Source organism: Dermacoccus sp. SAI-028 (genome assembly GCF_004346775.1).
Classification (GTDB): Bacteria; Actinomycetota; Actinomycetes; order Actinomycetales; family Dermatophilaceae; genus Dermacoccus; species Dermacoccus nishinomiyaensis.
This window is the reverse complement of the sequence record NZ_SMFS01000001.1, coordinates 2,454,698-2,480,185: the sequence shown is the minus strand read 5'-3', so window position 1 is coordinate 2,480,185 and position 25,488 is coordinate 2,454,698. Positions and strand designations below refer to the sequence as shown.

Below are 25,488 nucleotides of genomic sequence, written 5' to 3'. Positions count from 1 at the left end.
AGGTACTGCTGGCGCAGCGTGTAGCCGTCGGGGGAGACCAGGGGGATCGCCTACGTCAGCGCGGTTCGCGCAACACGTATCCGACGCCGCGTTTGGTGTGGATGAGCGGTTCGAGACCGTCGACGTCGATCTTGCGGCGCAGGTAGGAGATGTACGACTCGACGATGCCGGCCTCACCGCGGAAGTCGTAGTCCCACACGTGGTCGAGGATCTGGGCCTTGCTCACGACGCGACCGGCGTTGAGCATGAGGTAGCGCAGCAGCTTGAACTCGGTGGGGGAGACGTCGATGACGCGGCCCGCGCGGCGCACCTCGTGGCTGTCGTCGTCGAGCTCGAGGTCGCCGACGGTGACGGTGGGGCCGTCCGAGTCGTCGGCCTTCGTGCGGCGAAGGACGGCGCGGATGCGCGCGACGACCTCTTCGAGGCTGAACGGTTTCGTGATGTAGTCGTCGCCGCCGACGGTGAGGCCCTTGACGGTGTCGTCGACGGAGTCGCGCGCGGTGAGGAAGACGATCGGCAGTTCGCGTCCGCCCTCGCGCAGGCGGCTCGTGACGGCGAAGCCGTCCATGTCGGGAAGCATGACGTCGAGCACGGCGAGGTCGAACTCCTGCGTCGCGGCGAGGGCGAGCCCTTCGCTGCCGGTGCCGGCGACGGAGACGTCGAAACCGGCGAACTTCATGCTCGTGGCGAGCAGTTCGCGGATGTTGGTGTCGTCCTCGACGATGAGGATGCGTGCTTCGGGCGTGCTCATGCCTGTCATTCTCGCCCGCCCGACTGGACGTTCGCTGGAAGTCGGCTGGAGAAGGTGTCCCCTACGATGGGACGGCACGCAGCGGCACGCACCCGATCCTGATGGAGAGAAGGCACGTCATGGGGCTCAAGTTCTACGCCGATCGCGGTTCGCGCCGCACCCGTCAGATCGTGGCCGACGTGGCCCTCGCGCTGTGGTGCGTCCTCGCGATCTGGGCGGGCACCGTCGTTCACGACCGGGCGCTCGTGGCGCAGAGCGGCGCGCAGAAGCTCGAGCACGGCAGCTCCAGCCTGGCGCTCGACATGACGGACGCGGCGAATGCCGTCGCGAAGGTCCCGTTCGTCGGTTCCGAGGTGCGCACCCCGTTCGACAAGGCCGCCGGCACGGCGACGGACATGGCCGGCTCGGGGCACGACCTCGCGACGGGGCTGGGCCGCTTCGCCGTCCTGCTCGGGGTCCTGACGGCGGCGCTGCCGATCGTCCTCGCGCTCGTGCCGTGGCTGCTGACGCGCCTGCGCTACGCCGTCACCGCGGGGCGCCTCGCCCGCCTGCGTTCCATGCCGGGCGGACGCCGGTTGCTCGCGCTCGAAGCGCTGACGAGCGCCTCGCCACGTGCGCTCGCCGCCATCGACGACGACGTCGCCCGCGCCTGGCAGGACGACGACCCCGAGGCGACGCGCAAGCTCGCCGACCTCTCGCTCGCGACGTACGGGCTGCGGCTCAGGGACGACGTGCTCGAGGAGGACGTGCTCGACGGCTGCGCGACCGGCGCCGAAGAATGATCGAAAAGGAATATTCCGGACGGGGCAGGTGTTGACGAGACTGCCGTCAGCCATGTCGTCCTGAGGAGTCACCACGAGCCCCACCTTCGCCTCGTTGTCCATCCGCAACTATCGCCTCTACGCGAGCGGCGCGCTCGTGTCGAACGTCGGCACGTGGATCGGGCGCGTGACGCAGGACTGGGTCGTCCTCACCGAACTGACGCACCACGACGCCGCCGCGCTCGGCGCGATCACCGCGACGCAGTTCGCGCCCGTCGTCCTTCTCGCCCCGTTCGCCGGATCCCTCGCGGACGCCTACCCCAAGCGGCGTCTGCTCATGCTGAGCCAGAGCGCGCTCGCGGTGACGTCGCTCGTGCTCGCGAGGCTGCTGCTGACGGGCTCGGCGACGCTCGCGAGCGTCTTCGGCATCGCCCTCGTGCAGGGCATCGCGACGGCCCTCGACAACCCGACGCGTCAGGCGTTCGTCTCCGAACTCGTGCCCGAGGGGCACCTGACGAACGCCGTCGGTCTCAACTCGGCGTCGTTCAACGCGGCGCGCCTCATCGGCCCCGGCGTCGCGGGTCTGCTCATCGCGGGCATCGGCACGGGCTGGGCGATGGTGCTCAACGCGGCGTCGTTCGTCGCCGTCCTCGCCGCGCTGCTCGCGATGAATCCGCGCGAACTACGGCCGGCGCCCCGACGGCGTGGCCGCGGCGGGGTGCGCGAAGGTTTCGCCTACGTGAGTCGGCGGCGCGACCTGCAGCTCATCATGGGTCTCGTGTTCATGCTCGGCACGTTCGGCATGAACTTCCAGATCACGACGGCGCTCATGGCGACGAGCGTCTTCCACGCCGACGCGCGCGCCTACGGCATCATCTCGTCGGTGATGGCGGTGGGGTCGCTGGCCGCGGCGCTGCTCGCGGCCCGGCGCAAGTCGCCGTCACTGCGGCTTCTGCTCGCGGCGCTCGCCGGGTTCACGGTGTTCTCCGCACTCGCCGCGATGGCGCCGAACGTGTGGCTGTTCGGCGCGTTCCTCGTGCCCGTCGGGTTGTGTGCGCTGACGGCGTTGACGACGGCGAACGCGAGCGTCCAGCTCTCCGTCGACCCGCAGCTGCGCGGGCGCGTCATGGCGCTCTACATGGCGATCCTCATGGGCGGCACGCCCGTCGGCGCGCCGCTCATCGGGTGGATCGGCAACACCTTCGGCGCCCGCGCGACGATCGCGGTCGGCAGCGTCGCGGTCGGCGTCGCGACGCTCGTCGCCGGCCTCACCCTGATGCGGGTGCGGCACTACGCGGCGCGCGACGTCATCGCGATGCGGCCCACCCATCTCGCGGTGAGAGAATCGGCGACATGACCCCGAAGACCCGCCGACTCATCGTCATCATCGCCCTCGCCGCGTTCGTGCTCGTGCCGCTCGTGGCGCAGCTCGCGAACTGAGGCCCGGCCCTTCGGGTATGTGGCTCAGGGGCGCGAGCCGTCGCTGACGGCCTGCGCGCGGCGGCGACGCTGCAGCTGGTCGACCTCCTCGACGACGATCCGACGCAGTGCCCCCGGCGCGTCGGGATGCGAGGCGAGCCAGGCTTCTGCGGCTTCGGTGTTCGGCTGGGTGTCGAACAGAACGCGCACGAGGCGTGAGGCGATGACCTGGCTGCGCTCGCGCCACCACGTCTCGAGGTGATCGAGGTAGCTGTCGGCGTACGCGCCGGCCAGCTCGACGCTCGCGGGGTGGGTGAGCCCGGCGACGAGCGCGGCGACCTGCTCGTTCGTCAGCGACGCGTCGTCGACGCGCTGCCACGCGGCCTGCTTGGTGTCGTCGAGGCCGAGAGCTGCCGTCGCGCCGAGCGCCTGGGCCGCGCCGCGCTGCGTCGTGTCGCGCGTGCGTTCATCTGCGAGGCGGGCGTCGACGTCGCGACGGGCGTCGTCGTCACGGGTGTGCGCCGCGAGTGAGGTGAGGACGCTCCAGCGCTCGTCCTGGTCGGGCTCGAACGGGGTGTGCGCGTCGAGCAGGGCGCGCAGTTCATCGTCGACGCTCGGGGCGAGGGCCGCGACGAGGAGGGCCAGTCGGCGCCACACGCCCGGAAGATCGGTGCCCGTCGATGCGTCGGCCCGGTCGATCGCGACACGCCAGAACGCCTGCGCCCAGTCGGCGCGCGAGGCGGCGTCGGGCAGGTAGGACGTGATCGCGGCGATCGCGAACCGTCCCGCGCCGTCGACGATCGTCGCCGACGGTTCGTCCGCGAGCTGGGTCAGCCCGGCGCGCACGAACGTCTCGGCGGGCAGGCGCGCATCACGCGTGGCCTGCCACAGCTGCCCCCACGCCGTGGCGCGATGCGTCGCCGAGGCGAGGTGGCAGAGCTGCGTCGCGAACAGCTCGAGCGTCTCGGTGCTCGGCGCGATCTTCGCGTACGTCCAGTCCTCGTCGTCGACGAGGACGACCGCGCCACGCAGTTCGCCCGGCAGCTCGAGCGTGTCGCTCTCGCCTTCGAGGTCGAGCCACGCGTCGCCGGCGGCGTGCCAGGCGGCGGCTTCGGAGGCGTCGGGCGCCTCGACGTCGAATGCGGTGGCGTGGAAGCGGTGCGGGCGCGTGCGGTCGCCGCGGCGCGTGATGACGCCGCCGGCCACCTCGAGCGTGTCGGGGCCCGACGTCTGCAGCCAGGCCTGCGCCCACGCCGTCATGTCGCGTCCGCTCGCCTCGCCGAGGGCGTCGAGGAAGTCGTCGAGGGTCGCGTTCGTGAAGGCGTGACGTTCGAAGTACAGCGCCGCGCCCTCGTAGAACGCGTCCTCACCGGCGTACGCGACGAGCTGGCGCAGCACGGAGGCGCCCTTCGCGTAGGTGATGCCGTCGAAGTTGGCGCGCGCGGCTTCGACGTCGGGGATGTCGGCGACGATGGGGTGCGTCGTCGGCAGCTGGTCGGCGGAGTACGCCCACGCCTTGCGGCCCAGCCCGAACGTGGCCCACGCGTCGTCGAACTCGGTGACTTCGGACGCGGCCTGCGCGCCGATGAAGTCGGCGAACGATTCCTTGAGCCACAGGTCGTCCCACCACGGCATCGTGACGAGGTCGCCGAACCACATGTGCGCCATCTCGTGCAGCAGCGTCGTGGCGAGCGCTTCGCGTTCGCTGCGGGTCGCGTCGCCGCGCTTGAGGTAGTTCTCGTTGAACGTGACGAGGCCCGGGTTCTCCATCGCGCCGATGTTGTACTCGGGCACGAAGATCTGGTCGTAGGTGCCCCAGGGGTAGCTGCAGCCGAACTTGCGCTCGCACCACGGCAGCCCGGCCTTCGTCCAGCGCAGCATGTCCGCGCTGGGCAGGCTCGCGCGCATCGCCGGGCGGCACATGATCGACAGCGGCACGCGGCGTCCGTCGCTCAGCACCGCCTCGTCCTCGACCAGCGCGTATGGGCCCGCGATGACGCAGACGATGTACGTCGACTGCGGCATCGTCGGTGTGAACGTCGTGAGGGTGAGGTCGGTGGTGGTGTTGCCGTGCGTCTCGTCGCTCGCGGCGGCCGGTTCGGCGCTCTCGGGTGCGCCGTTGCTGCGCACGAGCCAGTGCGACGGGGCGGTGACGCTGATCGCGAAGTGTGTCTTGAGGTCGGGCTGGTCGAAGCAGGCGAAGACGCGGCGGGCGTCGGTCGGTTCGAAGTGGGTGAACAGGTACGTCTCGCCGTCCTGCGGGTCGCGGAAGCGGTGCAGGCCTTCGCCGGTGTGGCTGTAGTGGCACTCGGCGATGACGGTGACGACGTGCTCGCGCCCCGGCGTCAGGCCGCGGACGGTGACGAGAGAATCCTCGAAGCTCGTGGCGTTCGCGTCGAGTTCGACGCCGTCGAGCAGAACGCATGGGGCGGCATCGGCGACGAGGTCGATCGACACCGCACCTTCGGTGCAGGTGAGGCGCAGTGTCGACGTCGAGGTGAACGTCGCGGCCTCCGTCGGCGCGCCCGTCAGATCCAGGTGAATGGATTGGTCGCTCAATGTCACTGTGCGAGAACGGTGCTGGGCGGTTTCGCGAGTGAGGTTGTGAGCGAGGGGCACGCGGTGGGCCTTTCGTTGGAGCGGCCTGAGGTGACGGTGGCGTCAGAGCCGTTCGATGACGTGGTCGATGCAGTGGGTGAGCGCCGCCACATCGGTGGGTTCCACGGCAGGGTACATGCCGACGCGCAGCTGATTGCGTCCCAGCTTCCGGTAGGGCTCGACGTCGACGATGCCGTTAGCGCGCAGCGTCGCCGCGATCGCCGCCGCGTCGATGGCGTCGTCGAAGTCGATCGTGCCGACGACGAGGGAGCGGTGCGCCGGGTCAGTGACGAACGGTGTCGCGTGCGGGTGCGCGTCCGCCCACGTGTAGAGGGCCTTCGATGAGGCGCGGGTACGTTCGACGGCGAAGTCGAGGCCGCCGTTCGCGTTGAACCAGTCGAGTTGCGCCTTCATGAGGACGTACGTCGCGAGCGCCGGCGTGTTGTACGTCTGCGCCTGACGGCTGTTCGTGATGGCGGCGTCGAGGTCGAGGAACGGTGGGATCCAGCGGCCCGACGCCTTGATGCGCGCGACCCGCTCGATCGCGGCGGGGGACATGAACGCGAACCACAGGCCCCCGTCGCTCGCGAACGATTTCTGCGGCGCGAAGTAGTAGACGTCGCACTCGGTCAGGTCGACGGGCAGGCCGCCCGCGGCGGACGTGCCGTCGATGAGGACGAGCGTGTCGTCGTCGGTGTTTGCCGGGCGCGTGACGGGCGCCATCGCGCCTGTCGACGTCTCGTTGTGCGCCCACGCGTAAGTGTCGATGCCGGGCTTCGGCTGCGCCTCGGCGACGCTGCCCGCCGGGGCTTCGACAATGTCGGGCGCCTCGAGGAACGGCGCCGTCGCGGACGTCGCGAACTTGGCGGTGAACTCGCCGAAGACGAGGTTCTGCTGGCGGTGTTCGATCAGGCTGAACGCGGCCACGTCCCAGAACGCGTTCGACCCGCCGAGACCCATCACCGTCTCGTAGCCGTCAGGCAGGTCGTACATCTGCGCGAGGCCCTCTTGCACCTCGCGTACGAGGTTCTTCACCGGCGCCTGACGGTGTGACGTGCCGAGCAGCGGAGTTGCACCCTCGCCTGCAGCGGCGAGCGCTGCGAGTGCGTCGGGGCGGATCTTGCTCGGGCCGGCACCGAAGCGTCCGTCGCTCGGCTTGAGAGCGTCGGGGATGACGATGGCGGGGCTCTTCGCGTCATTGCTCTTCGCGTCAGTCACGTTGTCGACTCTAGGACGGGCGCTGCAGCCCGCGCCGCCCGTTTCGCATGGCGGGTACCGTTTCCGCAGGGCGGGTCGTGGGCTGGGCGCGGCCGAAATGGCGAGTCGACGGGGCCGTCCCGCGCGGGCCCGTCCCGCGCGGGCGCGGGGTTGCGCACCCGCTGGTGCTCGTCCTGACCAGACAGGCTGGCCGGGCGTGTTGATCATGTCGGGCCAGTGCGCGACCGGTGGCGGCGCCCGTCGACGCGTCGGGAGGGTGCCAAAGGCGATACGCCGCCTTCGTCTCGAGGTGCGCGGACCGAGCGCCCACGCTCCGTCAGGTTGTGACCCGTCAGGTCATCACCTGCCCGACGCGCCCGGCAGAAAACGTCAGTGTGACCGCCAACCAAGCGCCACGCCGGGCAGCCTCGAGAACCGTCACGGCGGAGGCGGCGAGAATCGTCGCTGAGCGCCTCCGGAACCGGGCCTGTCCGCTCGTCCCGAAGCAGGGTGCGCCCCGGCGCCCTGCGCAGCGGCCCGGGCGGGCAAGATGGGGGCATGACCGAGGTGCGCATGGATTACGACGGTGAAGGTCTCGACGAGTCGCAGTTGCCCGCGGCGCCGCTCGAGCTGATCGAGGCATGGGTGCGCGAGGCACGCGAACGCCAGAATGCCCAAGGCGACGTGCCCGAGCCAGAGGCCATCAGCATCGCGACGGCCGACGCCGCCGGCGCGCCGCACGTGCGGACCGTCCTCATGCGCTACCTCGGGGCCGACGGCCCCGGTTTCTACACGAGTCTCGAATCGGCCAAGGGCCGTGACATCGCCGAGAACGACCAGATCGCCGGGGCGCTCACGTGGCCGCTGATGTTTCGCGCGATCCGCTTCACCGGTAGCGCCGTCGAGCTGCCTCGTGACGTCGTGCGCGCCTACTTCGACTCGCGCCCGTATGGTTCGCGCGTCGGGGCGTGGGTGTCGAAGCAGTCGCGGCCGCTGACGAGCCGCGCCGAGCTCGAGACCGCCAACGCCGAGATGACGGCCCGTTACCCCGACACGGGCGGCGCCGACGACGTCCCCCTGCCCGACTTCTGGGGCGGCTACCGCATCAACTGCGACGAGATCGAGTTCTGGGCGGGGCGCCGTTCCCGTCTGCACGACCGCCTCGTCTACGTGCGCGTCGGCGACGGCGACCTCGACGACCCGTCAGCCTGGCGTATCGAACGTCGCTGGCCCTGAGCCGTCGACGTGTGCAAATCGCAGATGGGGACGCGATTCGCCGGGGTGGACGCCGTTCGCAGATGGGGCGAGATTCGCGAATGTGGACGAAAATCGCCGATGGATACGAGTGGGGCGTCGCCGGCATGGCGAGGCGGGGCGGCGCTGCGTCCCGCGCCCGCGAATCTGCTGTCGTTATTTCGCCGGCCCGCAAAACCGGAGCGGACGGCGTCACCACCTAGCGTGGAGGTATGACTGACTCGTCCACGCCGACACCCCACGACCCGTCGACCGATCGTGCCCTGGCAGCACTCGACGCGCAGGACGAAGGAGCTACCGCGACGCTCGACTCCCAGGCTGACGCTGCCGCGATGACGTCGGCCGCGCGGGACGTGCAGGCTGATCGTGCTGCCACGTCCGGCGTCACTCAGGTCGACGGGCGCGTCGAACCCTCGACGGCGACGCGGTTGTCGCGCGAGACGACGACGGCTCTCGACCGCATCGCCCTCGACGCTCAGCGCTCGGGTCGCGTGCCGGGCCTCGCCGCCGGGGTGGCGCGACGCGGGACGCTGCTGTGGCACAACGGTTTCGGGGCGGCGCACCTCGGCCGGAACGTCGGCGCGGAGCGCGTCGGGCAGACTGCGCCCGACGAGAACACGCGCTTCCAGATCGCGTCGAACACGAAGACGTTCGTGGCGGTGACGATCATGGCCCTGCGCGACGAGGGCAAGCTCGACATCGACGCTCCGGCACGCGACGTCATCGACACGATCGCCGCAGACTCGCCCCTTGCGCGCATGACGCCGCGTCAGTTCATGTCGCACAGCTCCGGCATCCAGCGCGAGGCCGTCGGCGACGTGTTCGACACGCTCGTCATGCCGGGGCGCGACGAGTTCCTCGCGAGCCTCGCCCACAGCGAACGCGTCTTGCCCGCTCACACGCGTTTCCACTACTCGAACCTCGGGTACGCGCTGCTCGGCGAGATGATCAATCGTCTCGACGGTGGCGACTGGTTCGCTAGCGTGCAGCGTCGGCTCCTCGACCCACTCGGCATGACGTCGACAACTCTCGGCCACCCGGGCGGCGTCGACACCGATCCGCATGCTGCGGGCACCTATTTCGTGCCGCCGTACAGCGACGTCCCCGTCGACGAACCCGTCTTCGACTCGCGCGCCATCGCGCCGGCCGCGGGCATGGTCTCGAGTGTGCGCGACATGGCGCGTTGGGGAGGTTTCGTCGCGAACCCCGACCCCGCGATCCTCTCCGCCGACACGCTCGAGGAGATGTGTCAGCCGCAGATCGTCGCCGACGTCGATCGCTGGGGCGCCGCATGGGGTCTCGGGTTCATGCTGCTGCGCCGTGACGATCGCATCTGGGTCGGCCACACCGGCGGTTGGCCGGGCGCGATCACCGGCGTCTTCACGCACCGCGAGAGCGCGACGACGGGCGTCGCTCTCATGAACGCGACGCACACCCCCGATCCCGCGGCCCTCGCCACGGACCTCGCGAGCGCCGTCCAGGAGCGCGAACCCGAGCTGCCCGCAGCCTGGACGCCCGGGATCACCGTGCCCCCGGAGTTCGTCCCGCTGCTCGGGGTGTGGTTCTCGGAGGGGACGCAGTTCACGTTCGTCGTCGAGGGCGGCACGCTCAAGGCTCGCGTCGAGGGGTTGCCCGAGTGGAAGGCGCCGGCCGTCTTCGAGCGCGTCGACGAAGACCGCTACCGCACCGTCGCGGGTCGCGAGCGCGGCGAATGGCTCGTCATCACCCGCGACGCCGACGGTTCCGTCACCCAACTCAACTGGGCCACATACCGCTTCACGCGCGAGCCGGCCGCGTTCGGCGAATGGCTCTGACAGCGCGTTGCGAAGCTCACAGCATCTTCACAGCCCTGGCTTCCCGATTTAACTTTCAATGATGGGGGGAGCGGGTGTAGCGTCTCGTCACGAAGCGCGCCGCACTCCCTCCCCCCTGGCGGCTGCGCTTCACCCCGAGGCCGCAGCGCTCTTCGTGAGCGCGCGCCTCGGGTTCTTCTCTTTCGGCCCCCTTGCCTTCGCGGCTCGCCCGGCCTCACCCCTGCCGACGTCGCTCCCTTGACGAACATCGCTCTGACGAACACCTCCGAGGCACTGCCCGTCGCGCCTGCTCATTCCGGCGGTCCGCTCGAGGCGATCCGTTCGCGCGACTGATGCTCCGAGCCTCGCCCCACCGACGCCGGTATCGCGAGCACCCGTGCGCGGCGGCGCCGGAGGTGGCACTCTTGTCGTCGTGACTGACCTGATCGACACCACCGAGATGTATCTGCGCACCATCTATGACCTCGAAGAAGAGGGCATCCCCCCGTTGCGCGCCCGCATCGCGGAGCGCCTCGGCCACTCCGGGCCCACGGTGTCGCAGACGGTCGCGCGCATGGAGCGCGACGGTCTGCTCCACGTCGCGAACTCCCGGCGCATCGAACTGACACCCGAGGGGCGCCTGCTCGCGACTCGCGTCATGCGCAAGCATCGCCTCGCGGAGCGGTTGCTCGTCGACGTCATCGGCCTCGAGCTCGAGTACGTCCACGACGAGGCGTGCCGGTGGGAGCACGTCATGAGCGAGCGCGTCGAGCGCAAGATCCTCGAGCTCATCGTCGACAAGGGCCTGTCCCCGTACGGCAACCCGATTCCCGGGCTGGACGAGCTCGGCTGGGGCGAGGCGCCGGAGGGTTTCCGTGACGGCGTGCAGTCGCTCGTCGAGGTGGCCGGCAGCGAGTCGCTGCGCGTGGTGGTGCGCCGCATCGGCGAGCCCGCGCAAGCGGACGCCGAGTCTCTCGCGGTGCTGACGAGCGTCGGGCTGAGCCCCGGGGTGGCCCTCGACGTGCGTGCTGACGGCGACCGCGTCCACGCGGCCGTCGCCGATCGGCCTGACGACGCCGTGTCGCTGCCCGAGGACATCGCCTCGCACGTATTCGTGTCCGTGACGGGTCAGCAGGCCTGAGGTTGCATGTGATGTTCATCACGAGCACACTCTGTAACGGATTCTGAACCTCCGCTGGTGGCGCGACGAACGGGGCCTGAGACGGGTGCTCGATGCCGAAATGACGCCTATCTCGCCGGTTCCTGATTCACCGTCGTCGTGACTGATTCGTTACCGTCTTACCTGGTTCGACAACGAACACTCGCGTGCCGAACACGCCGAGCCCTGCCTGCGGCGCGCGAGTCATGTCAGCTACACCACCTGGCAGGGGTGGGGGACCCACTTCTTCGTTCCTGATCCGCGAAGCGCAGATCAAGAACTCGGGGTGAAGCTCGCGTCGCACGCACGAAGCGCCGAGAGCCGGGCCGAGCAACAGGTCCGAACCCGACAGCTCACCTCACAGGCGTTCGAGAGGTTGCACATTGTCCATCAAGAACACGCCGGGCCCGCTGCGTCCTGTGAAGCAGACGCGCACCCTGGCCATGCTCACCACGACCGTCGCCGTCTCCGGTGGTCTGGTCGCTGGTCTCGGCATCACGCAGAGCGCCGGTGCGGCCCCTGAGTCGGGCGCCGTTCACGAGGCCGCGGCTGCCGCCACGACACCCCTCGAGCTCAAGACCGTCACGCCGGCCAAGAAGCTCGTCGTCGCCCCGAAGGCCGCCCCGAAGCCCGCCGCCAAGGCCGCCCCGAAGCCCGCCGCCAAGGCCGCCGCGAAGCCCGCCGCCGCGAAGAAGTCGACGCGCGCGACGTCGCAGGCGCTGAAGCAGGTGTCGCGCTCGCAGGCCCGCAGTGCGCTGACGTCGGCCTCCGTGAAGCCCGTCAGGGCCGAGCGCAAGGCGAAGATCGCCGAGCCGGCGCAGCGTCGCTCGATCGTCGTCAAGAAGCGCACCGCGCCCGCCGCGTCGCAGTCGACGAACACCCACCGCGCCGCGTCGCAGTCGACGAACACCCACCGCGCCGCGTCGCAGTCGACGAACACCCACCGCGCCGCGTCGCAGTCGACGAACACCCACCGCGCCGCGTCGCAGTCGACGAACACCCACCGCGCCGCGTCGCAGTCGACGAACACCCACCGCGCCGCGTCGCAGTCGACGAACACCCACCGCGCCGCGTCGCAGTCGACGAACACCCACCGCGCCGCGTCGCAGTCGACGAACACCCACCGCGCCGCGTCGCAGTCGACGAACACCCACCGCGCCGCGTCGCAGTCGACGAACACCCACCGCGCCGCGTCGCAGTCGACGAACACCCAGCGCGCCACCGCGACGCACCAGCGCGTGCATCGCACGCACGCTCGCCAGGCGGTTTCGCAGCACACCCAGGCTCGCCCGGTCGCCCAGACGCCGCGTCACCAGCAGGCACCCGTGCACCGCGCGACGGTGCGTCACGCCACCACGACGCACTCGGCCACGCCGACCTACGCCTCGAGCGCGCAGAAGGCCACGAACACGGCTTCCGCCTCGCGTTCGAACTCCGGAGTCGTCTCCATCGCCGCGGGCCTGACGGGTATCCCCTACGTCTACGGCGGATCGTCGACCTCCGGTGCCGACTGCTCCGGTTACGTCGCGATGGTCTTCGCGAAGGCCGGCATCCAGCTGCCGCACCAGTCGGGCGCCATCAAGGCGATGACGACGCCCGTCAGCGACCCGCGCCCCGGCGACCTCGTCTTCCTGCCGGGCCACGTCGCGATCTACGCCGGCAACGGCATGGTCTACGAGGCGCGCCACCCGGGCACCGTCACCGGCCTGTACCCGGTGCTGTCGGGTTCGACCTACGGTCGCCTCTGATCGATGTGATCGGTCGGCCCGCGCGGCCACCTGAGAAGCGCCCTCCCCGTCATCGTGACGGGGAGGGCGCTTCTTCGTGTGGCGCGTGCTTCGAGCGGGGTCGTGGTGGTCTGCCGTGACGATCCTGCGTCAGTGGTAGTCGCGGCGAATGACGGTGACGGCGAGCGCCAGGCCGAGCAGTGCGAGGCCGACACCGCCGGCGACGAGCAGGGGGCTCGTCGAACTCGAGTCGGATTCGTCGGCTGATGCCGCGTCCGAGGGGGCGAGCGACGGGCTGGAGGTGCTGGTCGACGACGCCGAACTGGAACGACTCGACGACGAAGACGAAGACGACCCGGACGAAGACGAAGACGATTCGGGCGACGAGGTGGCGCTCGTCGAACTGCTGCGCGGTGTCGTCGGTGCCATCGGCGTCGTGGGGGCCAGGGGGGATGCGGGGCTCGATGCGCCCGTAGATGCGATCGTGGGCGCGAGCGTCGGCTCGTCGCTCGTCGGGGCGGGCGAGGTGCTCTGGCGCGGTGTCCGTGTCGGCTCAGCGGTCGCGAGCGACGTCGAAGATGTGGACGGTGCGTCACCGCAGCCGCTGAGGGGCAGCGAGCCAGCGGAGCCGCCGGAGGCCGTCGTCACGAAGATGGCACGGGCCTGCGAGGGTGTGCTGACGCGCACGGTGAGGCTCTGACCGGCGCCGACACTCGTCGCTGCCGGTGTCGCGCCGCCTCCGGCGCCGGTCGTGAATGAGAACGTCTGGGTTTCGGGGGCGGCGTTCGTCAGGGTGACGAGGGCCGAGTATCCGCCGGATGCGCTGCACGTGGCGCTCTGGAACACGGCGCTGCTCACGCCCGCGCCGGTGCTCGGCGAGCTCAACGGTGCGGTGGGGTCGGCGGTTGCCGCTGGCGCGCCGAGCACGATGGCTCCCGCGGCGAGCAGGGCGGCTGCGCCGGCACGAGAGCCGGCACGAAGGCCGGCGTGGGTGCTGGGGGTGAGGCGGTGCATCGTCGGGTGGCTCCCTGGTTCGCTCGTCGCAGGGTGCCTCCCCGCGTCATGTGGATTGTCTCCCATGGCGGGCGCTCGCGCGAGCGCCCTGGGCCCGAGCAGGAGTTCCCGGTCGAAAAAAAGTCTGCGGTGGGGTGCAACCGGCTCAGGATGTCGGGCGTCTGTATGAATGAACGGCGGTCAGCCGTGCGTCGCGCTCGATGCTCAGGGGTGTGCATGCTGGGCGATGCGCGGGCGGGGTCGGTGGAGTCTTGGGGGCTCGATCGGCCCCCGCGCCCGCTTCGTCGCCGCGGGCGCGGTCTGGTTGACTAGGCCCCGTGGTCATCGAGGCGAGCCCGTGGGCGTTCTGGCGCCGTCACGCCTGTGAGGTCGTGCTGTTCGCCGTCCTGGCGGCGCCCGTGCTCGCCATTCGCCCGTCGGTCGGCAACATCGTCGCGGTCGTCGTCTTCTTCGTCGCCTATTTCGGTTTCTCGTTCCTCAGTGACATGCGCACGCGCCTGCGCGTCGACGAGGACGGCGTCGAGTATCTCGCCGGTGGGCGTGATCAGGTCTTCATCGCGTGGAACGAGACCGCGCGCATCGTGCCGCGCCGCTTCCGGTGGTGGACGGCCGAGGACGCCATCGTCTTCCTCGACGGGGGCGATCGTCCGTTGCTCGTCGCGGGCATCTCGATGTTCGCGCCCGCCGACCTCGACGCGTTGGAGGGCGCCGCGCGGGCCTATGTTCCGGTCGATTCGCCCGTCATCCTGTCGCCGTTCACGGGCCGGGCCGACGGCGAGCGTCACCCCGAACTCGTGCCGCAGCGCACGTCGGAGCGGTTGCTCGCCTCGTCGATCAGCAGCTTCCTCATCGCCGCCGTCGTCGCGATCGTGCTCCTCACGGTCTTCGAGTGAATCGTCGTGTGAGCTGCGCCCGCAAGCCGTTCAGCCGTTCGCAAGCATCCGACGGTCGGCGATGACGACGATGGCGAGGCACAGCGCGGCCATGATCGCGCCGAACTCGAACATCGCGGGGTAGCTGAACCCGGCGTCCTGCGCGAGCGTCGCCATGATCGCGGGGACGGCGAAGCCGAGATAGGTGACGCCGTAGAACACGGCCGTCAGCCCGGCGAGGTCGCGGGGCCCGGCGATACGTTGGATCTCGAGCAGGCCGCTCACCATCGCGAGGCCGTAGCCGGCGCCCAGGCAGAAGCTGCCGAGGATCGCGGTGGCGATGTTGAGCTCGCGGCTCGCGAGCGCGCCGGCGAGCATGCCGACGACGAGGACGACGAGCCCCACGCGCACCGCTCGGGTGGTGCCGGGGGAGTCGATGCGGCGCCCGACAGACTGGACGAGGAAGCCGCACGTCAGGCCGACGACGCACAGCAGCGCCGAGAACGCGATCGGCGCCGACGAGACGTGCGACGACATGAGCGCGGGCAGGACGGCGTACGCACACGCGGCGGCGCCGAAGACCCACGGGGCGATCGGCAGCACGACGAACAGGAACCGACGGTGGCCGATGGCGGGGATGCGCAGATCGTCACGCAACGACGACGTCGAGCGCGACGCCGCGTCGACCGTCTCCGGCGTGCGCAGGACGAGCACGGCCGCGATCGCCGTCACGACGATGTTGACGAGGTACGACAGCTCGTCGGGGTAGGGCGCCCACTGCGCGAGGGGGCCGGCGAACGCGGCGCCGAGGCCGAAGCCGGCCGTCAGCGACATCGACGCACGCTTGGCGCCGGTGCCGTCGGGCGCGTCGTCGTGCGGCGGGCTCGACAGCTCCTTGATCCACGATGAGCCGACGGCCATGACGAGACCCAGCGCGATGCCCGACAGCACGCGCCCGAGGAACAGCACGGTGACGTTGGCGTGGGCGAACGCGAGGACGGCGCTCGCGAGCATCGCGATGTACGGCGCGGGGACGAGCAGGCGCCGCCGGCCGTAGCGGTCGGAGAGCGGCCCACCGATGAGCAGCGCGGGGATGATGCCGAGGACGTACGCGAAGAGCAGCACGTTGACCGTCACCTGCGCCAGGTGATGCTGCGTGCGGTACATGACGAGCAGGGGCGTGAACTCGTTGCCGCCCCAGGCGACGGCGAGCATCGCGAGGGCGGGGCGCATCCAGTGCTTCATGCGGTCCTCTTCGTTGTTACCGGTGAGTACCCATGCAATCACGAGCATGCCTGGACGCGCCCGTCAGGGCGTCGCACGGCTCAGGTGTTGATCTTCGCGAGCAGTTCGGGCAGCGTCCGCTCGAGCTGCCGCGCGCCCAGACGCGCGGGGCGTGGATGAGCGCGCAGGCGAGGCCGATCTTCTTCGTCATGTTTGCGGAATAGTCGGCGACGATCTTGTCGGCGGCCTCGTCGAGGCCGAGCGCGTCCGCGGCACGGTGAGCATCAGGTCGTCGACGGCGCGGTGGCTGCCGAAGTTCTTCGTCAGCTCGCTCAGCTGAATGGCCGGTGCCTGCATGGCGGGCGCGCTCGCCGGGCCGGATGGGGGCGTGGGTGGCTGCTCGAACGGGGGGACGGGCGGCTGCCGATCCATGCCCTCGATGCTTTCATTGCAGCCCCTGCCCGCGTGGGATCGCGGGCGGATGTGACGGCTCTGACGGCGCCCGGCCCGTCCCTACTCGCTCGTAGCGCGGTGAACTCCTAGCGTGGCAAGTGATCACGGTCACGTCGAAGGAGTCGGAGGAGAAGATCATGCGGGTCGGTGTTCCGAGCGAGGTCAAGAACAACGAGTTCCGGGTGGCGTGCACGCCGGCGGGCGTCAACGAGTTCGTGCTGCACGGGCACGAGGTGCGGGTGCAGCGCGGCGCCGGGGACGGTTCGAGCCTCACCGACGACGACTACCGCGCGGCGGGCGCCGTCATCGTCGACGACGCGGACGAGGTGTGGGCCGACAGTGATCTCATCCTCAAGGTGAAGGAGCCGGTCGCCGAGGAATATCACCGCATGCGCGAGGGCCAGGTGCTGTTCACCTACCTGCACCTCGCGGCCGACCCGACGCTGACGGGGGAGCTTCTCGAGCGCGGTGTCACCTCGATCGCCTACGAGACGGTGCGCCTCGACGACGGGTCGCTGCCGCTGCTCGCACCGATGTCGGAAGTCGCCGGGCGCCTCGCCCCGCAGGTCGGCGCGCAGGCGCTCATGAAGCCGTACGGCGGGCGCGGCGTGCTCATGGGCGGCGTGCCGGGGGTGCGCCCCGCGGATGTCGTCGTGCTCGGCGGCGGCGTGTCGGGGTTCAACGCGGCTCGTGTGGCGCTCGGAATGGGCGCCGACGTCACCGTCCTCGATCTCGATGCCGCACGGCTGCGGGCGATCGACACGGCAACCGGTGGGCGGATGCGGACGGTGATGAGCAACGCGCACGAGGTCGAGCACGCCTGTCTGCGAGCGGATCTCGTCATCGGCGCGGTGCTCGTGCCCGGTGCGAAAGCGCCGACGCTCGTGAGCAACGAGCTCGTCTCGCGGATGCGGCCGGGCTCGGTGCTCGTCGACATCGCCATCGACCAGGGAGGGTGCTTCGAGGATTCGCACCCGACGACGCATGCCGACCCCACGTTCCGGGTGCACGACAGCATCTTCTACTGCGTCGCGAACATGCCGGGCGCCGTCGCGCACACGTCGACCCATGCGCTTGCGGGCGTCACGCTGCGCCACGCGCTGCAGATCGCTGACGACGGATGGCGCGCCGCGTGCCAGGGCGACGCTGCTCTCGGGCGCGGGCTGACGACGCACGCCGGGCAGCTGACGAACGCCGCCGTCGCCGAGGCGACCGACCGGCCGGTCGTCAGTGTCGAGGAGGCGCTCGCGGGGTGAGGCTGCTCGGGCGTGGGCGTGAGCGTGGACGTGGGCGGGGTCACCGCGTCGCGGGCGAGTGACGTCCGAGGGGGCCATGCCGCGTCGCCGTCAGAGCCAGTTCTTGCGTTTGAACACGAGCCACATGCAGAACGACACGGCGACCATGAGAAACAGCGCGAACGGGTAGCCGTACGCCCAGTGCAGTTCGGGCATGCGGTCGAAGTTCATGCCGTAGGCGCCGGCGACGACGGTCGGGGCGAAGAGGATGGCGGCCCATGAGGACGCGCGCTTGACCTCGTCGGCTTGGTTGTTGGCGACCTCGGCGAGGCGCTTCATCTCCTCGTTCTGCGTCTGTGCGACGAGGATGGCGTTGAGCTGCAGGATCTCCGACAGTGACTGACGAAAGTTGTCGTTTCGTTCGACGATCGAGGTGACGTGGTCGCGCACGTCGCGCAGGGCGGTGATGATCTCGTCGTCGGTTCCATACTTGGGAGCGCCGGCTTCGAGGCCACGCAGCATCGTCTGCAGCGGCTTGACGGCGCGCTGGAGTTCCATGACCTCCTGGGAGAGTTCGTAGATCCGGCGCGACACGGTCGGGTCGGATTCGAAGACCTGCGTCTCGATCTCGTCGATGTCGTTCTCGAGGCCGGCGGCGACGGGCGCGTACCCGTCGACGATGAAGTCGAGCAGGCCGTAGAGGACGGCCTGCGGCCCGCGCGCGAGCAGGTCGGGGTCGTTCTCGAAGCGGCTCCGCACGGGCGTGAGGGCCGGCTGCGCCGTGTGGCGCACCGTGATGACGAAGTCGGGGCCGATGAAGGCGTGGATCTCACCGAACTTCACCGTCTCCGTCGCGTCGTCGTACGTCGCGGGGCGCAGCACGACGAAGAGGGTCTCGTTGTAACGTTCGAGCTTGGGGCGCTGGTGCGCGACGATCGCGTCCTCGACGGCGAGGGGGTGCAGGTCGAAGATGCGCGCGACCTGCTGGAGTTGACGCGGCGTCGGTTGCGTCATGCCGATCCACGCCATGCGCGGGCCGTGGTCGTGGTGTGACGGGTGGTGCAGTTCGCGCCACGCCTCGGCGATCGACCCGGCGTCGCTGACCTTCTGCTCGCCCGCGTAGATCGCCGAGTTGACGATCGTCGCCTCGGGTGGCGGCTGGTCGTCCTCGTCGCGAAGTGGCTCGAACGACGTCTCCTCGGGCGGCGTCGACGCGGGAGGCGGGGTCGCGCGGATGACCCCGAGCGGGGTGGGCACGTAACGGCTTCGCCAGGTGGGCATGGGGTGATCTTAGGACGGGCGCCAGGGAGAGGCCTGCCAGCGCGCCCGGATGATCGGCTAGGCTGACGGGCGCGCTTCGGCGCACGCTCTCGTAGCTCAGGGGATAGAGCACCGCTCTCCTAAAGCGGGTGTCGGCAGTTCGAATCTGCCCGGGAGCACCAGGCCCCACCTCGACGGTGAATACGGGAAAATGGCTGGATGTGAGCGGCAGGTCGCTCGCATCCAGCCATTTTCCCGTATTCGGTCGAGAAACAGCGCCCGCGCCCACCGCGTCCCCTGAGACACTGTCCCCCATGAGCGTGACGGTGCATGAGGTTCTGGACGATCTGCGGGCGAAGGCAACGTCGGAGCGGGACAAGGGTTCGCGGTTCGAGCAGCTCATGGCCGCCTACCTGCAGACCGATCCGCTGTTCGCCGATCAGTTCTCCGACGTGTGGTCGTGGCAGGACTGGCCGGGGCGCGACGGCAAGAGCGATACGGGCATCGACCTCGTCGCGGTCGACCGGGTGACGGGTGAGAACGTCGCGATCCAGTGCAAGTTCTACGCCGAGGGCCACACGGTGTCGAAGGGGGACATCGACTCGTTCCTGTCAGCGTCGGGCACCTCGAAGTTCGGTCAGCGCATCGTCGTCGACACGGGCGCGCCGTGGGGCAAGAACGCTGAGGACACGATCCGTGATCAAACGGTGAAGGTGCGGCGTATCAGCCTCGCCGACCTGCAGAATTCGAACGTTGATTGGGGCAAGTTCACCTGGTCAGCGCCTGACACGTTGCCGACGGTCGGAAAGAAGACCCCGCGCCCGTATCAGCGCACCGCGATCGACAAGGTCATCGAGGGCCTGACGACGCATGATCGCGGCAAACTCATCATGGCGTGCGGCACGGGCAAGACGTTCACCTCGCTGCGTCTCGCGGATCAGCAGGTCGGCGCGGGCGGCAGCGTGCTGTTCCTCGTGCCGTCGATCTCGCTGCTGAGTCAAACGGTGCGCGAGTGGGCGGCGAACGCTGAGGTGCCGCTCGACATGATCGCGATCTGCTCGGACCCGAAGTCGACGAGCCGCTCCAACGCCGTCGAGGACATCTCCGCCGTCGATGTCGCGCTGCCCGCTTCGACGAACAACGCGGTCGTGCAGGAACGCTGGTCGAAGGCCGCTCAGCGCAGCGACTCGATGACGGTGATCTTCTCGACCTATCAGTCGATCGACGTGGTCGCGGCCGCACAAGCCCAGGGCGGGTTCGGCCCGTTCGACCTCATCATCTGCGACGAAGCCCACCGCACCACGGGTGTGAGCGTCGCGGGGCAGGACGAGTCGGCGTTCGTGCGCGTGCACAACAACGGCGTCATCGCTGGCACCAAGCGGCTGTACATGACGGCCACGCCGCGCATCTTCGGTGAGGACTCGAAGAAGAAGGCTCTCGACGGCGCCGCAGAGCTCGCGTCGATGGACGACGAGACGAAGTTTGGGCCAGATCTGCACCGCCTCGGGTTCGGTGAGGCCGTCGAAAAGAACCTGCTCACCGACTACCGCGTCCTCATCCTCGCCGTCGATGAGGAGTACGTGACGAAGAATTTCCAGGCCGAGCTTGCCCAAGACGGCGAGATTCAGCTCGGGGACGCCGCGCGGATGGTCGGGTGCTGGCAAGGCCTGGCCAAGCACTTCGACACGGTCGAGGGCGAAAGCCTCGCCCCGATGAAGCGCGCGGTCGCGTTCGCGAAGGACATCAAGACCTCCAAAGCCATCGCCCAGGCCTTCCCCGACGTCGTCAACAAGCACGTCGCCGCCGTCGATCTACCCGACGACGCGGCTGAGGAGCAGTCCACCGATCTGAAGATCGAGATCCAACACGTCGACGGCTCGTTCAACGCCCTCGCACGCAATGAGCGTCTCGACTGGCTGAAGGCCGAGCCTGCCGACAACACCTGCCGCATCCTGACCAACGCCCGCTGCCTGAGCGAGGGCGTCGACGTACCAAACCTCGACGCGGTGCTGTTCCTCACGCCCCGCTCGTCCGAGGTGGATGTCGTGCAGTCCGTCGGACGCGTCATGCGCAAGGCACCCGGCAAGGAGTACGGATACATCATCCTGCCCGTCGCCGTTCCCGCAGGCACACCCCCTGAGCAGGCGCTGAACGACAACAAGAAGTACGCGACCGTCTGGCAGGTCCTACGCGCGCTGCGCGCCCACGACGACCGCTTCACCTCGACGGTCAACCAGATCGAGCTGAACAAGAAGAAGCCGACGAAGAAGATCGGCATCGCGGGCATCGACGCTGACGGCACCGTCCACATGCCCGATGAGGAAACCACCCAGGGCGAACTCGACCTCATCTGGGGTGAGTGGTCGGACGCGATCTACGCGAAGATCGTGCAGAAGGTCGGTGAACGTCGCTACTGGGAATCGTGGGCGGCCGATGTTGCGAAGATCGCTGAGCAGCACATCGCCCGCATCAACGGCATCCTCACTGGCCCCGACACCGCGGTCACGGAAGAGTTCGAGCGGTTCCTCGACGGGTTGCGCGGCAACCTCAACGAAGGCATCAGCCGTGAGGACGCTGTCGAGATGCTCGCCCAGCACCTCATCACCCGCCCCGTGTTCGAGGCCCTGTTCGGTGGGTATGACTTCGCCGAGCACAACCCCGTCGCCCAAGCGATGGAGCGGATGCTCGCCTTGCTCGACGAGCACTCCCTCGACACGGAGAACTCCAGCCTCGAGGGGTTCTATCAGTCCGTGCGCTCTCGGGTGGAGGGCATCGACAACGCCGAGGGGCGCCAGCGGATCATCGTCGAGCTGTACGACAAGTTCTTCGCCACCGCGTTCAAGCGCACCGTCGACAAGCTCGGTATCGTCTACACCCCCGTCGAGATCGTCGACTTCATCCTGCGCTCGGCCGACGTCGTGCTGCGCGAACACTTCGGACAGACGCTGAGTGATGAGGGCGTACACATCCTCGACGGGTTCGTCGGCACGGGCACGTTCATCGTGCGCCTGCTGCAGCTCGGGCTCATCGAACCGCACGACCTGGCGCGCAAGTACGCCAGCGAGTTGCACGCCAACGAGATCCTGCTGCTCGCGTACTACATCGCCGCCGTCAACATCGAGACGACGTATCAGGACTTGCGCGGGTCGCTGGAGCAGCCGACGGACTACGAGCCGTTCGAGGGGCTGATCCTTACCGACACGTTCCAGTCGTGGGAGAACGACGACCGTCTCGACACCGAAGTGTTCGTGCAGAACAACGAGCGCCTGGAGAAGCTCAAGAAGCTCGATATCCAGGTGATTGTGGGCAACCCGCCGTACTCGTCGGGGCAGGACTCGGCGAACGACAACAACGCGAACGAGAAGTACCCCGACCTCGACGCCGCGATCCGTGATACCTACGCCGCAAAGTCGAGTGCGACGAACAAGAACTCGCTGTACGACTCCTACATCCGCGCCATCAAGTGGGCGAGCCTGCGGATCAAGGACCGCGGCGTCATCGCGTACGTGACGAATGGTGGCTGGCTGGATTCGAACACCGCCGACGGGATGCGCAAGAGCCTCGCCGAGGAGTTCAGCGACATCTACGTCTACAACCTGCGCGGCAACGCACGCACTGCAGGCGAACAGCGCAAGAAGGAGGCAGGCAACGTATTTGCCGCCGGTGGTAGAACGACTGCGGCCGTACTGGTGGTGGTAAAGGACCCTGCCAAGTCGGGCTCCGCGACGATCCACTACACCGACATCGGCGACTACCTCACCCGCGAGCAGAAGCTTGCCAGAGTCGCCAAAGCAGTCGATGTCAAGGGACTCGGAGCCGTGACCATCGCCCCGAACGCGCATGGCGACTGGCTCAACCAGCGCCGCGACGACTTTGAGGCGTTCCTGCCCCTTGCGGCGGACCAGGGTCCGCGAGGAATCTTTCAGGTCGGAAGGCCAGGTGTTCAGAGCAACCGGGACGCTTGGGTCTATAACGCGGGCAGAAAGCGCATTGCGCTTGCCATGCGCCGTGCCGTCCAGACGTATGAAGAAGCCCTCGCTGGCGAGCGGTCCTACGACCCGGCCAGAATCAAGTGGTCCTCTTCTCTTGAATCGCGTTTGGCCCGCGGACAACGCATCGGATTCGACCCCGGCCGCCTAGGGCACGCGATGTACCGCCCCTTCGAAAAGGCCAATCTGGTGATCGACCCCGACTGGTTACACCGTCCAGGAATCCTCCCAGTTTCCTTCCCAGTTCCCAATGTTGACAATTTGGGAATCGTGACGATGGGCCCGCGGGACGTTGCTCTTCCCGCAGTCCAGATGCTCGATTGCGTCCCCGACACAGCGTTGTTCGGTTATGCGACCCAGTTCGTGCCCCGGTACCGCTACGAGAAGGTCGATGCTGACGAAGGCATGCTGTCGCTCGGCACCTCAGCCGCACACGACGTCGTCGACGGATACCGCCGCATCGACAACATCACCGATGAGGCGCTGACGAGGTTCCAGGCGGCGTACGGAACCTCGATCACGAAGGACGACATCTTCTTCTACGTCTACGGGCTGCTGCACTCGCCCGACTACCGCGAGACGTACGCGGCGGACTTGAAGAAGGTGCTGCCGCGTATCCCGCTCGTCGAAGAAGCGCAGCCGTTCATCGACGCAGGGCGCAAGCTCTCGGAGCTGCACCTCGGATACGAGACCGTGGAGCCGTATCCACTCCCGGGCCTCGGCGCGCAGCCTGCCGGCGGTCAGGACCCGTACGCGTTCTACGCCGTCGGCGACAAGAAGATGCGCTTCGGGAAGCCGTCGCCCGAACAGAAGGCCGCGGGTGAGCGCCACGACCGCGCGACGATCCACTACAACTCGCGTATCACCCTCGCGGGCATCCCGCAGGAGGCGTACCGCTACATGCTGGGCTCACGTTCGGCGATCGAGTGGATCATTGATCGCTACTACATCAAGACGGACAAGGCCTCGGGCATCGTCAACGACCCGAACGACTGGTCGAAGGAAGTCGGCGACCCGCGGTACATCATCGACCTACTCGCCCGCATCGTCACCGTCAGCCTGGAGACGATGAAGATCGTCGACGCCCTCCCGCCCCTGGCGATCCGGGAGGTGCAGTGAGATGGCACTGTTCCGCATCGAACAAGAGGGCCAGGGCTTGGTGCCGTTCGCGCAGTACGCGGCGGCGACGGGTTGTACGAGCGCGAGGTTGAAGACCTGTTGTGGGACAACCTCGAGGAGGTGCTCGGCCGGACGCTGTTTCGCGTGGCGCGTCAAGCGCACCTTCCGCACGGGGGCATCCCCGACATCCTCGCTCTCGACGAGACGGGCCGGATCGTCGTCATCGAGGTCAAGCGTGACGTCGATCGGCAGCTGTTGTCCCAGGCGTTGGAGTACGCGGGGTGGGCGCGTGAGAGCAACCTGCAGGAGATTGCGACGCTGTACACGAACGGTGCCCAGCAGTTCTGGGCGGACTGGCAGGAGTTCACCGGCACCGAACAGCCCGTGCCGATCTCACCTAATCCGCATATCGTCCTGGCGGCGGCGTCCTTCCACCGCCGCACCGAGGCCGCGATCGGGTTCCTGCGCGGCGCCGGGGTGCCCTTGGTCGTATTGAGCGTCGGTATGTATCAGGACGCCGACGGGCAGAAGTTCCTCGACGTCGATCGTCGCGGGGAGCTTGGTCCACCCACCGCTACATCGGTCGGGACCACCGAGACCGGAAACGACGGTGGCTCGGCAAAGCGTTCCTTCCCCGCGACGCTTGCTGATCTGCTCAACGCCGGGTTGCTGCGTGAGGGTGAAACACTCACCTGGCGACGGCCCCAGAGCGGGCAGACGTTCACGGTGACGGTCGAACGCGATGGGCGCCTCCGCTTGCCGGACGGGCGGTACGCGTCGTCGCTGTCGGCTGCGGCCACGTTGTGTGTCGGGCACGGTAGCTACCCCGGGTGGGAGTGCTGGCGCACCCAAGACGGCGAGTTGCTGTACACGTTGAGAGACCAGTTCCTGTCGCCCGATGTCGATCCAAGTGCGACCCTCGACGAGTAGCTGCTTCGGGGCGCATGCCGCGGCACTGCGGCCTTCCAGCCCGAGCTTGTCGCGCTCCACTACTGGGCGGTGGCCCGGCTGACCGTGCGGGCGGAGACGCCGAATGCGGCCGCGCACTCCTCGAGAGACGCTCCATCGTCTCGCATGGCACGCACCGCTCGTACCTGCGCTTGCGTCAACGCTCGCGGGCGTCCCCCAACTCGTCCGCGCCGTCGTGCGGCGGCGAGCCCGTCGCGCGTGCGCTCGGCCAGATGGTCGCGCTCGAGCTGCGCCACAGCCAGCAGCACGGTCAACACCAGCCTCCCACTCGGCGTGGATGTGTCGAGGCCAAGCTGCAAGACGCGAAGGCCCATCCCGCGCCGCTCGAGGTCGTCGACGAGTTCGAGGACGCCTCGGACGTTGCGGCCAAGCCGATCGAGGCTCACGATCGTGAGGACATCACCCGGACGCATCCACGCGAGAGCGGCTTGCAGCTCGGGGCGGTCCATCCGCACACCGGTGACCCCATGATCGATGAAGATGCGCTGGCACCCTGCGTCGCGGAGAGCATCGATCTGGCGATCGACGAGCTGCTCAGCGGTGGACACCCGTGAGTACCCGACAAAAACGGGGGTTCCGGCACTGTCAGTTTTGCGGGGGTTTCCGCCCATCTCAGCGCCGCCGGAACTCGCAGTCATCGCGCTGTGGGGTTCTGTCGCGCCAGAATGGAACGTTAATGTCATGCGACACGAGT

The 25,488-nt window shown here is 68.7% G+C and carries 17 protein-coding genes, 1 tRNA gene, 1 pseudogene and 1 riboswitch; of the genes and pseudogenes, 11 read left to right on the top strand and 8 right to left on the bottom strand.

Features of this window, described 5'->3' with window-relative positions; translation table 11 throughout:
- Positions 1-55: 55 nt before the first annotated feature.
- The gene (locus EDC82_RS11250) at positions 56-760 is read right to left on the bottom strand and encodes a response regulator transcription factor (protein WP_040014574.1); all 705 of its coding nucleotides are present in this window, start codon (positions 758-760) and stop codon (positions 56-58) included.
- A gap of 110 nt (positions 761-870) precedes the next feature.
- Here EDC82_RS11250 and EDC82_RS11245 point away from each other — a divergent pair, with 110 nt between their 5' ends.
- Both EDC82_RS11245 and EDC82_RS11240 read left to right on the top strand, forming a co-directional pair.
- Complete coding sequence (locus EDC82_RS11245; protein WP_006944997.1) at positions 871-1,533, top strand: hypothetical protein; 663 nt, start codon at positions 871-873, stop codon at positions 1,531-1,533.
- 94 nt (positions 1,534-1,627) lie between these two features.
- The gene (locus tag EDC82_RS11240; protein WP_006944996.1) at positions 1,628-2,869 is read left to right on the top strand and encodes an MFS transporter; all 1,242 of its coding nucleotides are present in this window, start codon (positions 1,628-1,630) and stop codon (positions 2,867-2,869) included.
- Between the two features lie 107 nt (positions 2,870-2,976).
- On the opposite strand, the gene pepN is transcribed toward EDC82_RS11240, so the two are convergent.
- Together pepN and serC are read right to left on the bottom strand one after the other, a co-directional pair.
- Complete coding sequence (gene pepN / locus EDC82_RS11235; RefSeq protein ID WP_006944989.1) at positions 2,977-5,550, bottom strand: aminopeptidase N; 2,574 nt, start codon at positions 5,548-5,550, stop codon at positions 2,977-2,979.
- Between the two features lie 42 nt (positions 5,551-5,592).
- Entirely contained in the window at positions 5,593-6,747 is a 1,155-nt protein-coding gene (gene serC / locus EDC82_RS11230; protein WP_006944995.1) for a phosphoserine transaminase, read from the bottom strand.
- 537 nt (positions 6,748-7,284) lie between these two features.
- Between serC and pdxH the strand changes: the two genes are divergently transcribed.
- The 4 genes from pdxH to EDC82_RS11210 all read left to right on the top strand — a co-directional run bounded on the left by pdxH (position 7,285) and on the right by EDC82_RS11210 (position 12,680).
- Entirely contained in the window at positions 7,285-7,962 is a 678-nt protein-coding gene (gene pdxH, locus EDC82_RS11225) for a pyridoxamine 5'-phosphate oxidase (RefSeq protein ID WP_200829300.1), read from the top strand.
- Positions 7,963-8,192: 230 nt separating this feature from the next.
- Positions 8,193-9,794: a serine hydrolase gene (locus tag EDC82_RS11220; protein WP_131941581.1), complete on the top strand. Its 1,602-nt coding sequence runs from the start codon at positions 8,193-8,195 to the stop codon at positions 9,792-9,794.
- A gap of 412 nt (positions 9,795-10,206) precedes the next feature.
- A complete protein-coding gene (locus tag EDC82_RS11215; protein ID WP_040014453.1) occupies positions 10,207-10,914 on the top strand; it encodes a metal-dependent transcriptional regulator in 708 nt (235 codons plus the stop codon).
- A gap of 185 nt (positions 10,915-11,099) precedes the next feature.
- Positions 11,100-11,312, top strand: a riboswitch (cyclic di-AMP (ydaO/yuaA leader).
- A 3-nt stretch (positions 11,313-11,315) separates the two neighbouring features.
- Entirely contained in the window at positions 11,316-12,680 is a 1,365-nt protein-coding gene (locus EDC82_RS11210) for a C40 family peptidase (RefSeq protein ID WP_131941580.1), read from the top strand.
- A 129-nt stretch (positions 12,681-12,809) separates the two neighbouring features.
- Here the strand turns inward: EDC82_RS11210 and EDC82_RS14595 are convergent, their stop codons facing one another.
- Positions 12,810-13,673 (bottom strand): hypothetical protein, encoded by an 864-nt coding sequence (locus EDC82_RS14595; protein WP_006943237.1) that lies wholly within the window; start codon positions 13,671-13,673, stop codon positions 12,810-12,812.
- A 317-nt stretch (positions 13,674-13,990) separates the two neighbouring features.
- Between EDC82_RS14595 and EDC82_RS11200 the strand changes: the two genes are divergently transcribed.
- On the top strand, positions 13,991-14,566 hold the full coding sequence (locus EDC82_RS11200) for a hypothetical protein (RefSeq protein WP_006943240.1): 576 nt from the start codon (positions 13,991-13,993) through the stop codon (positions 14,564-14,566).
- Positions 14,567-14,596: 30 nt separating this feature from the next.
- Here the strand turns inward: EDC82_RS11200 and EDC82_RS11195 are convergent, their stop codons facing one another.
- Together EDC82_RS11195 and EDC82_RS15000 are read right to left on the bottom strand one after the other, a co-directional pair.
- Positions 14,597-15,790, bottom strand: a complete 1,194-nt coding sequence (locus tag EDC82_RS11195) for an MFS transporter (RefSeq protein ID WP_074045646.1) — start codon at positions 15,788-15,790, stop codon at positions 14,597-14,599.
- Between the two features lie 139 nt (positions 15,791-15,929).
- Positions 15,930-16,052: pseudogene (locus EDC82_RS15000) on the bottom strand (ABC transporter ATP-binding protein); the annotation flags it as partial.
- Positions 16,053-16,359: 307 nt separating this feature from the next.
- Here EDC82_RS15000 and ald point away from each other — a divergent pair.
- On the top strand, positions 16,360-17,478 hold the full coding sequence (gene ald, locus EDC82_RS11185) for an alanine dehydrogenase (protein ID WP_062257338.1): 1,119 nt from the start codon (positions 16,360-16,362) through the stop codon (positions 17,476-17,478).
- A 90-nt stretch (positions 17,479-17,568) separates the two neighbouring features.
- Here ald and EDC82_RS11180 read toward each other — a convergent pair whose 3' ends face one another.
- Positions 17,569-18,738, bottom strand: coding sequence for a magnesium and cobalt transport protein CorA (locus EDC82_RS11180; RefSeq protein ID WP_062257327.1), 1,170 nt, complete (start codon positions 18,736-18,738; stop codon positions 17,569-17,571).
- An 85-nt stretch (positions 18,739-18,823) separates the two neighbouring features.
- On the opposite strand from EDC82_RS11180, the gene EDC82_RS11175 reads away from it, so the two are divergent.
- From EDC82_RS11175 to EDC82_RS11165, 3 genes are all read left to right on the top strand, one after another.
- Positions 18,824-18,899: transfer RNA gene (locus EDC82_RS11175), tRNA-Arg, on the top strand.
- 132 nt (positions 18,900-19,031) lie between these two features.
- Positions 19,032-23,825 (top strand): type ISP restriction/modification enzyme, encoded by a 4,794-nt coding sequence (locus EDC82_RS11170; protein ID WP_062257325.1) that lies wholly within the window; start codon positions 19,032-19,034, stop codon positions 23,823-23,825.
- A gap of 144 nt (positions 23,826-23,969) precedes the next feature.
- Positions 23,970-24,755 (top strand): hypothetical protein, encoded by a 786-nt coding sequence (locus EDC82_RS11165; protein ID WP_131941579.1) that lies wholly within the window; start codon positions 23,970-23,972, stop codon positions 24,753-24,755.
- A gap of 59 nt (positions 24,756-24,814) precedes the next feature.
- Here EDC82_RS11165 and EDC82_RS11160 read toward each other — a convergent pair whose 3' ends face one another.
- The gene (locus EDC82_RS11160) at positions 24,815-25,405 is read right to left on the bottom strand and encodes a recombinase family protein (protein ID WP_082740652.1); all 591 of its coding nucleotides are present in this window, start codon (positions 25,403-25,405) and stop codon (positions 24,815-24,817) included.
- Positions 25,406-25,488 lie beyond the last annotated feature (83 nt).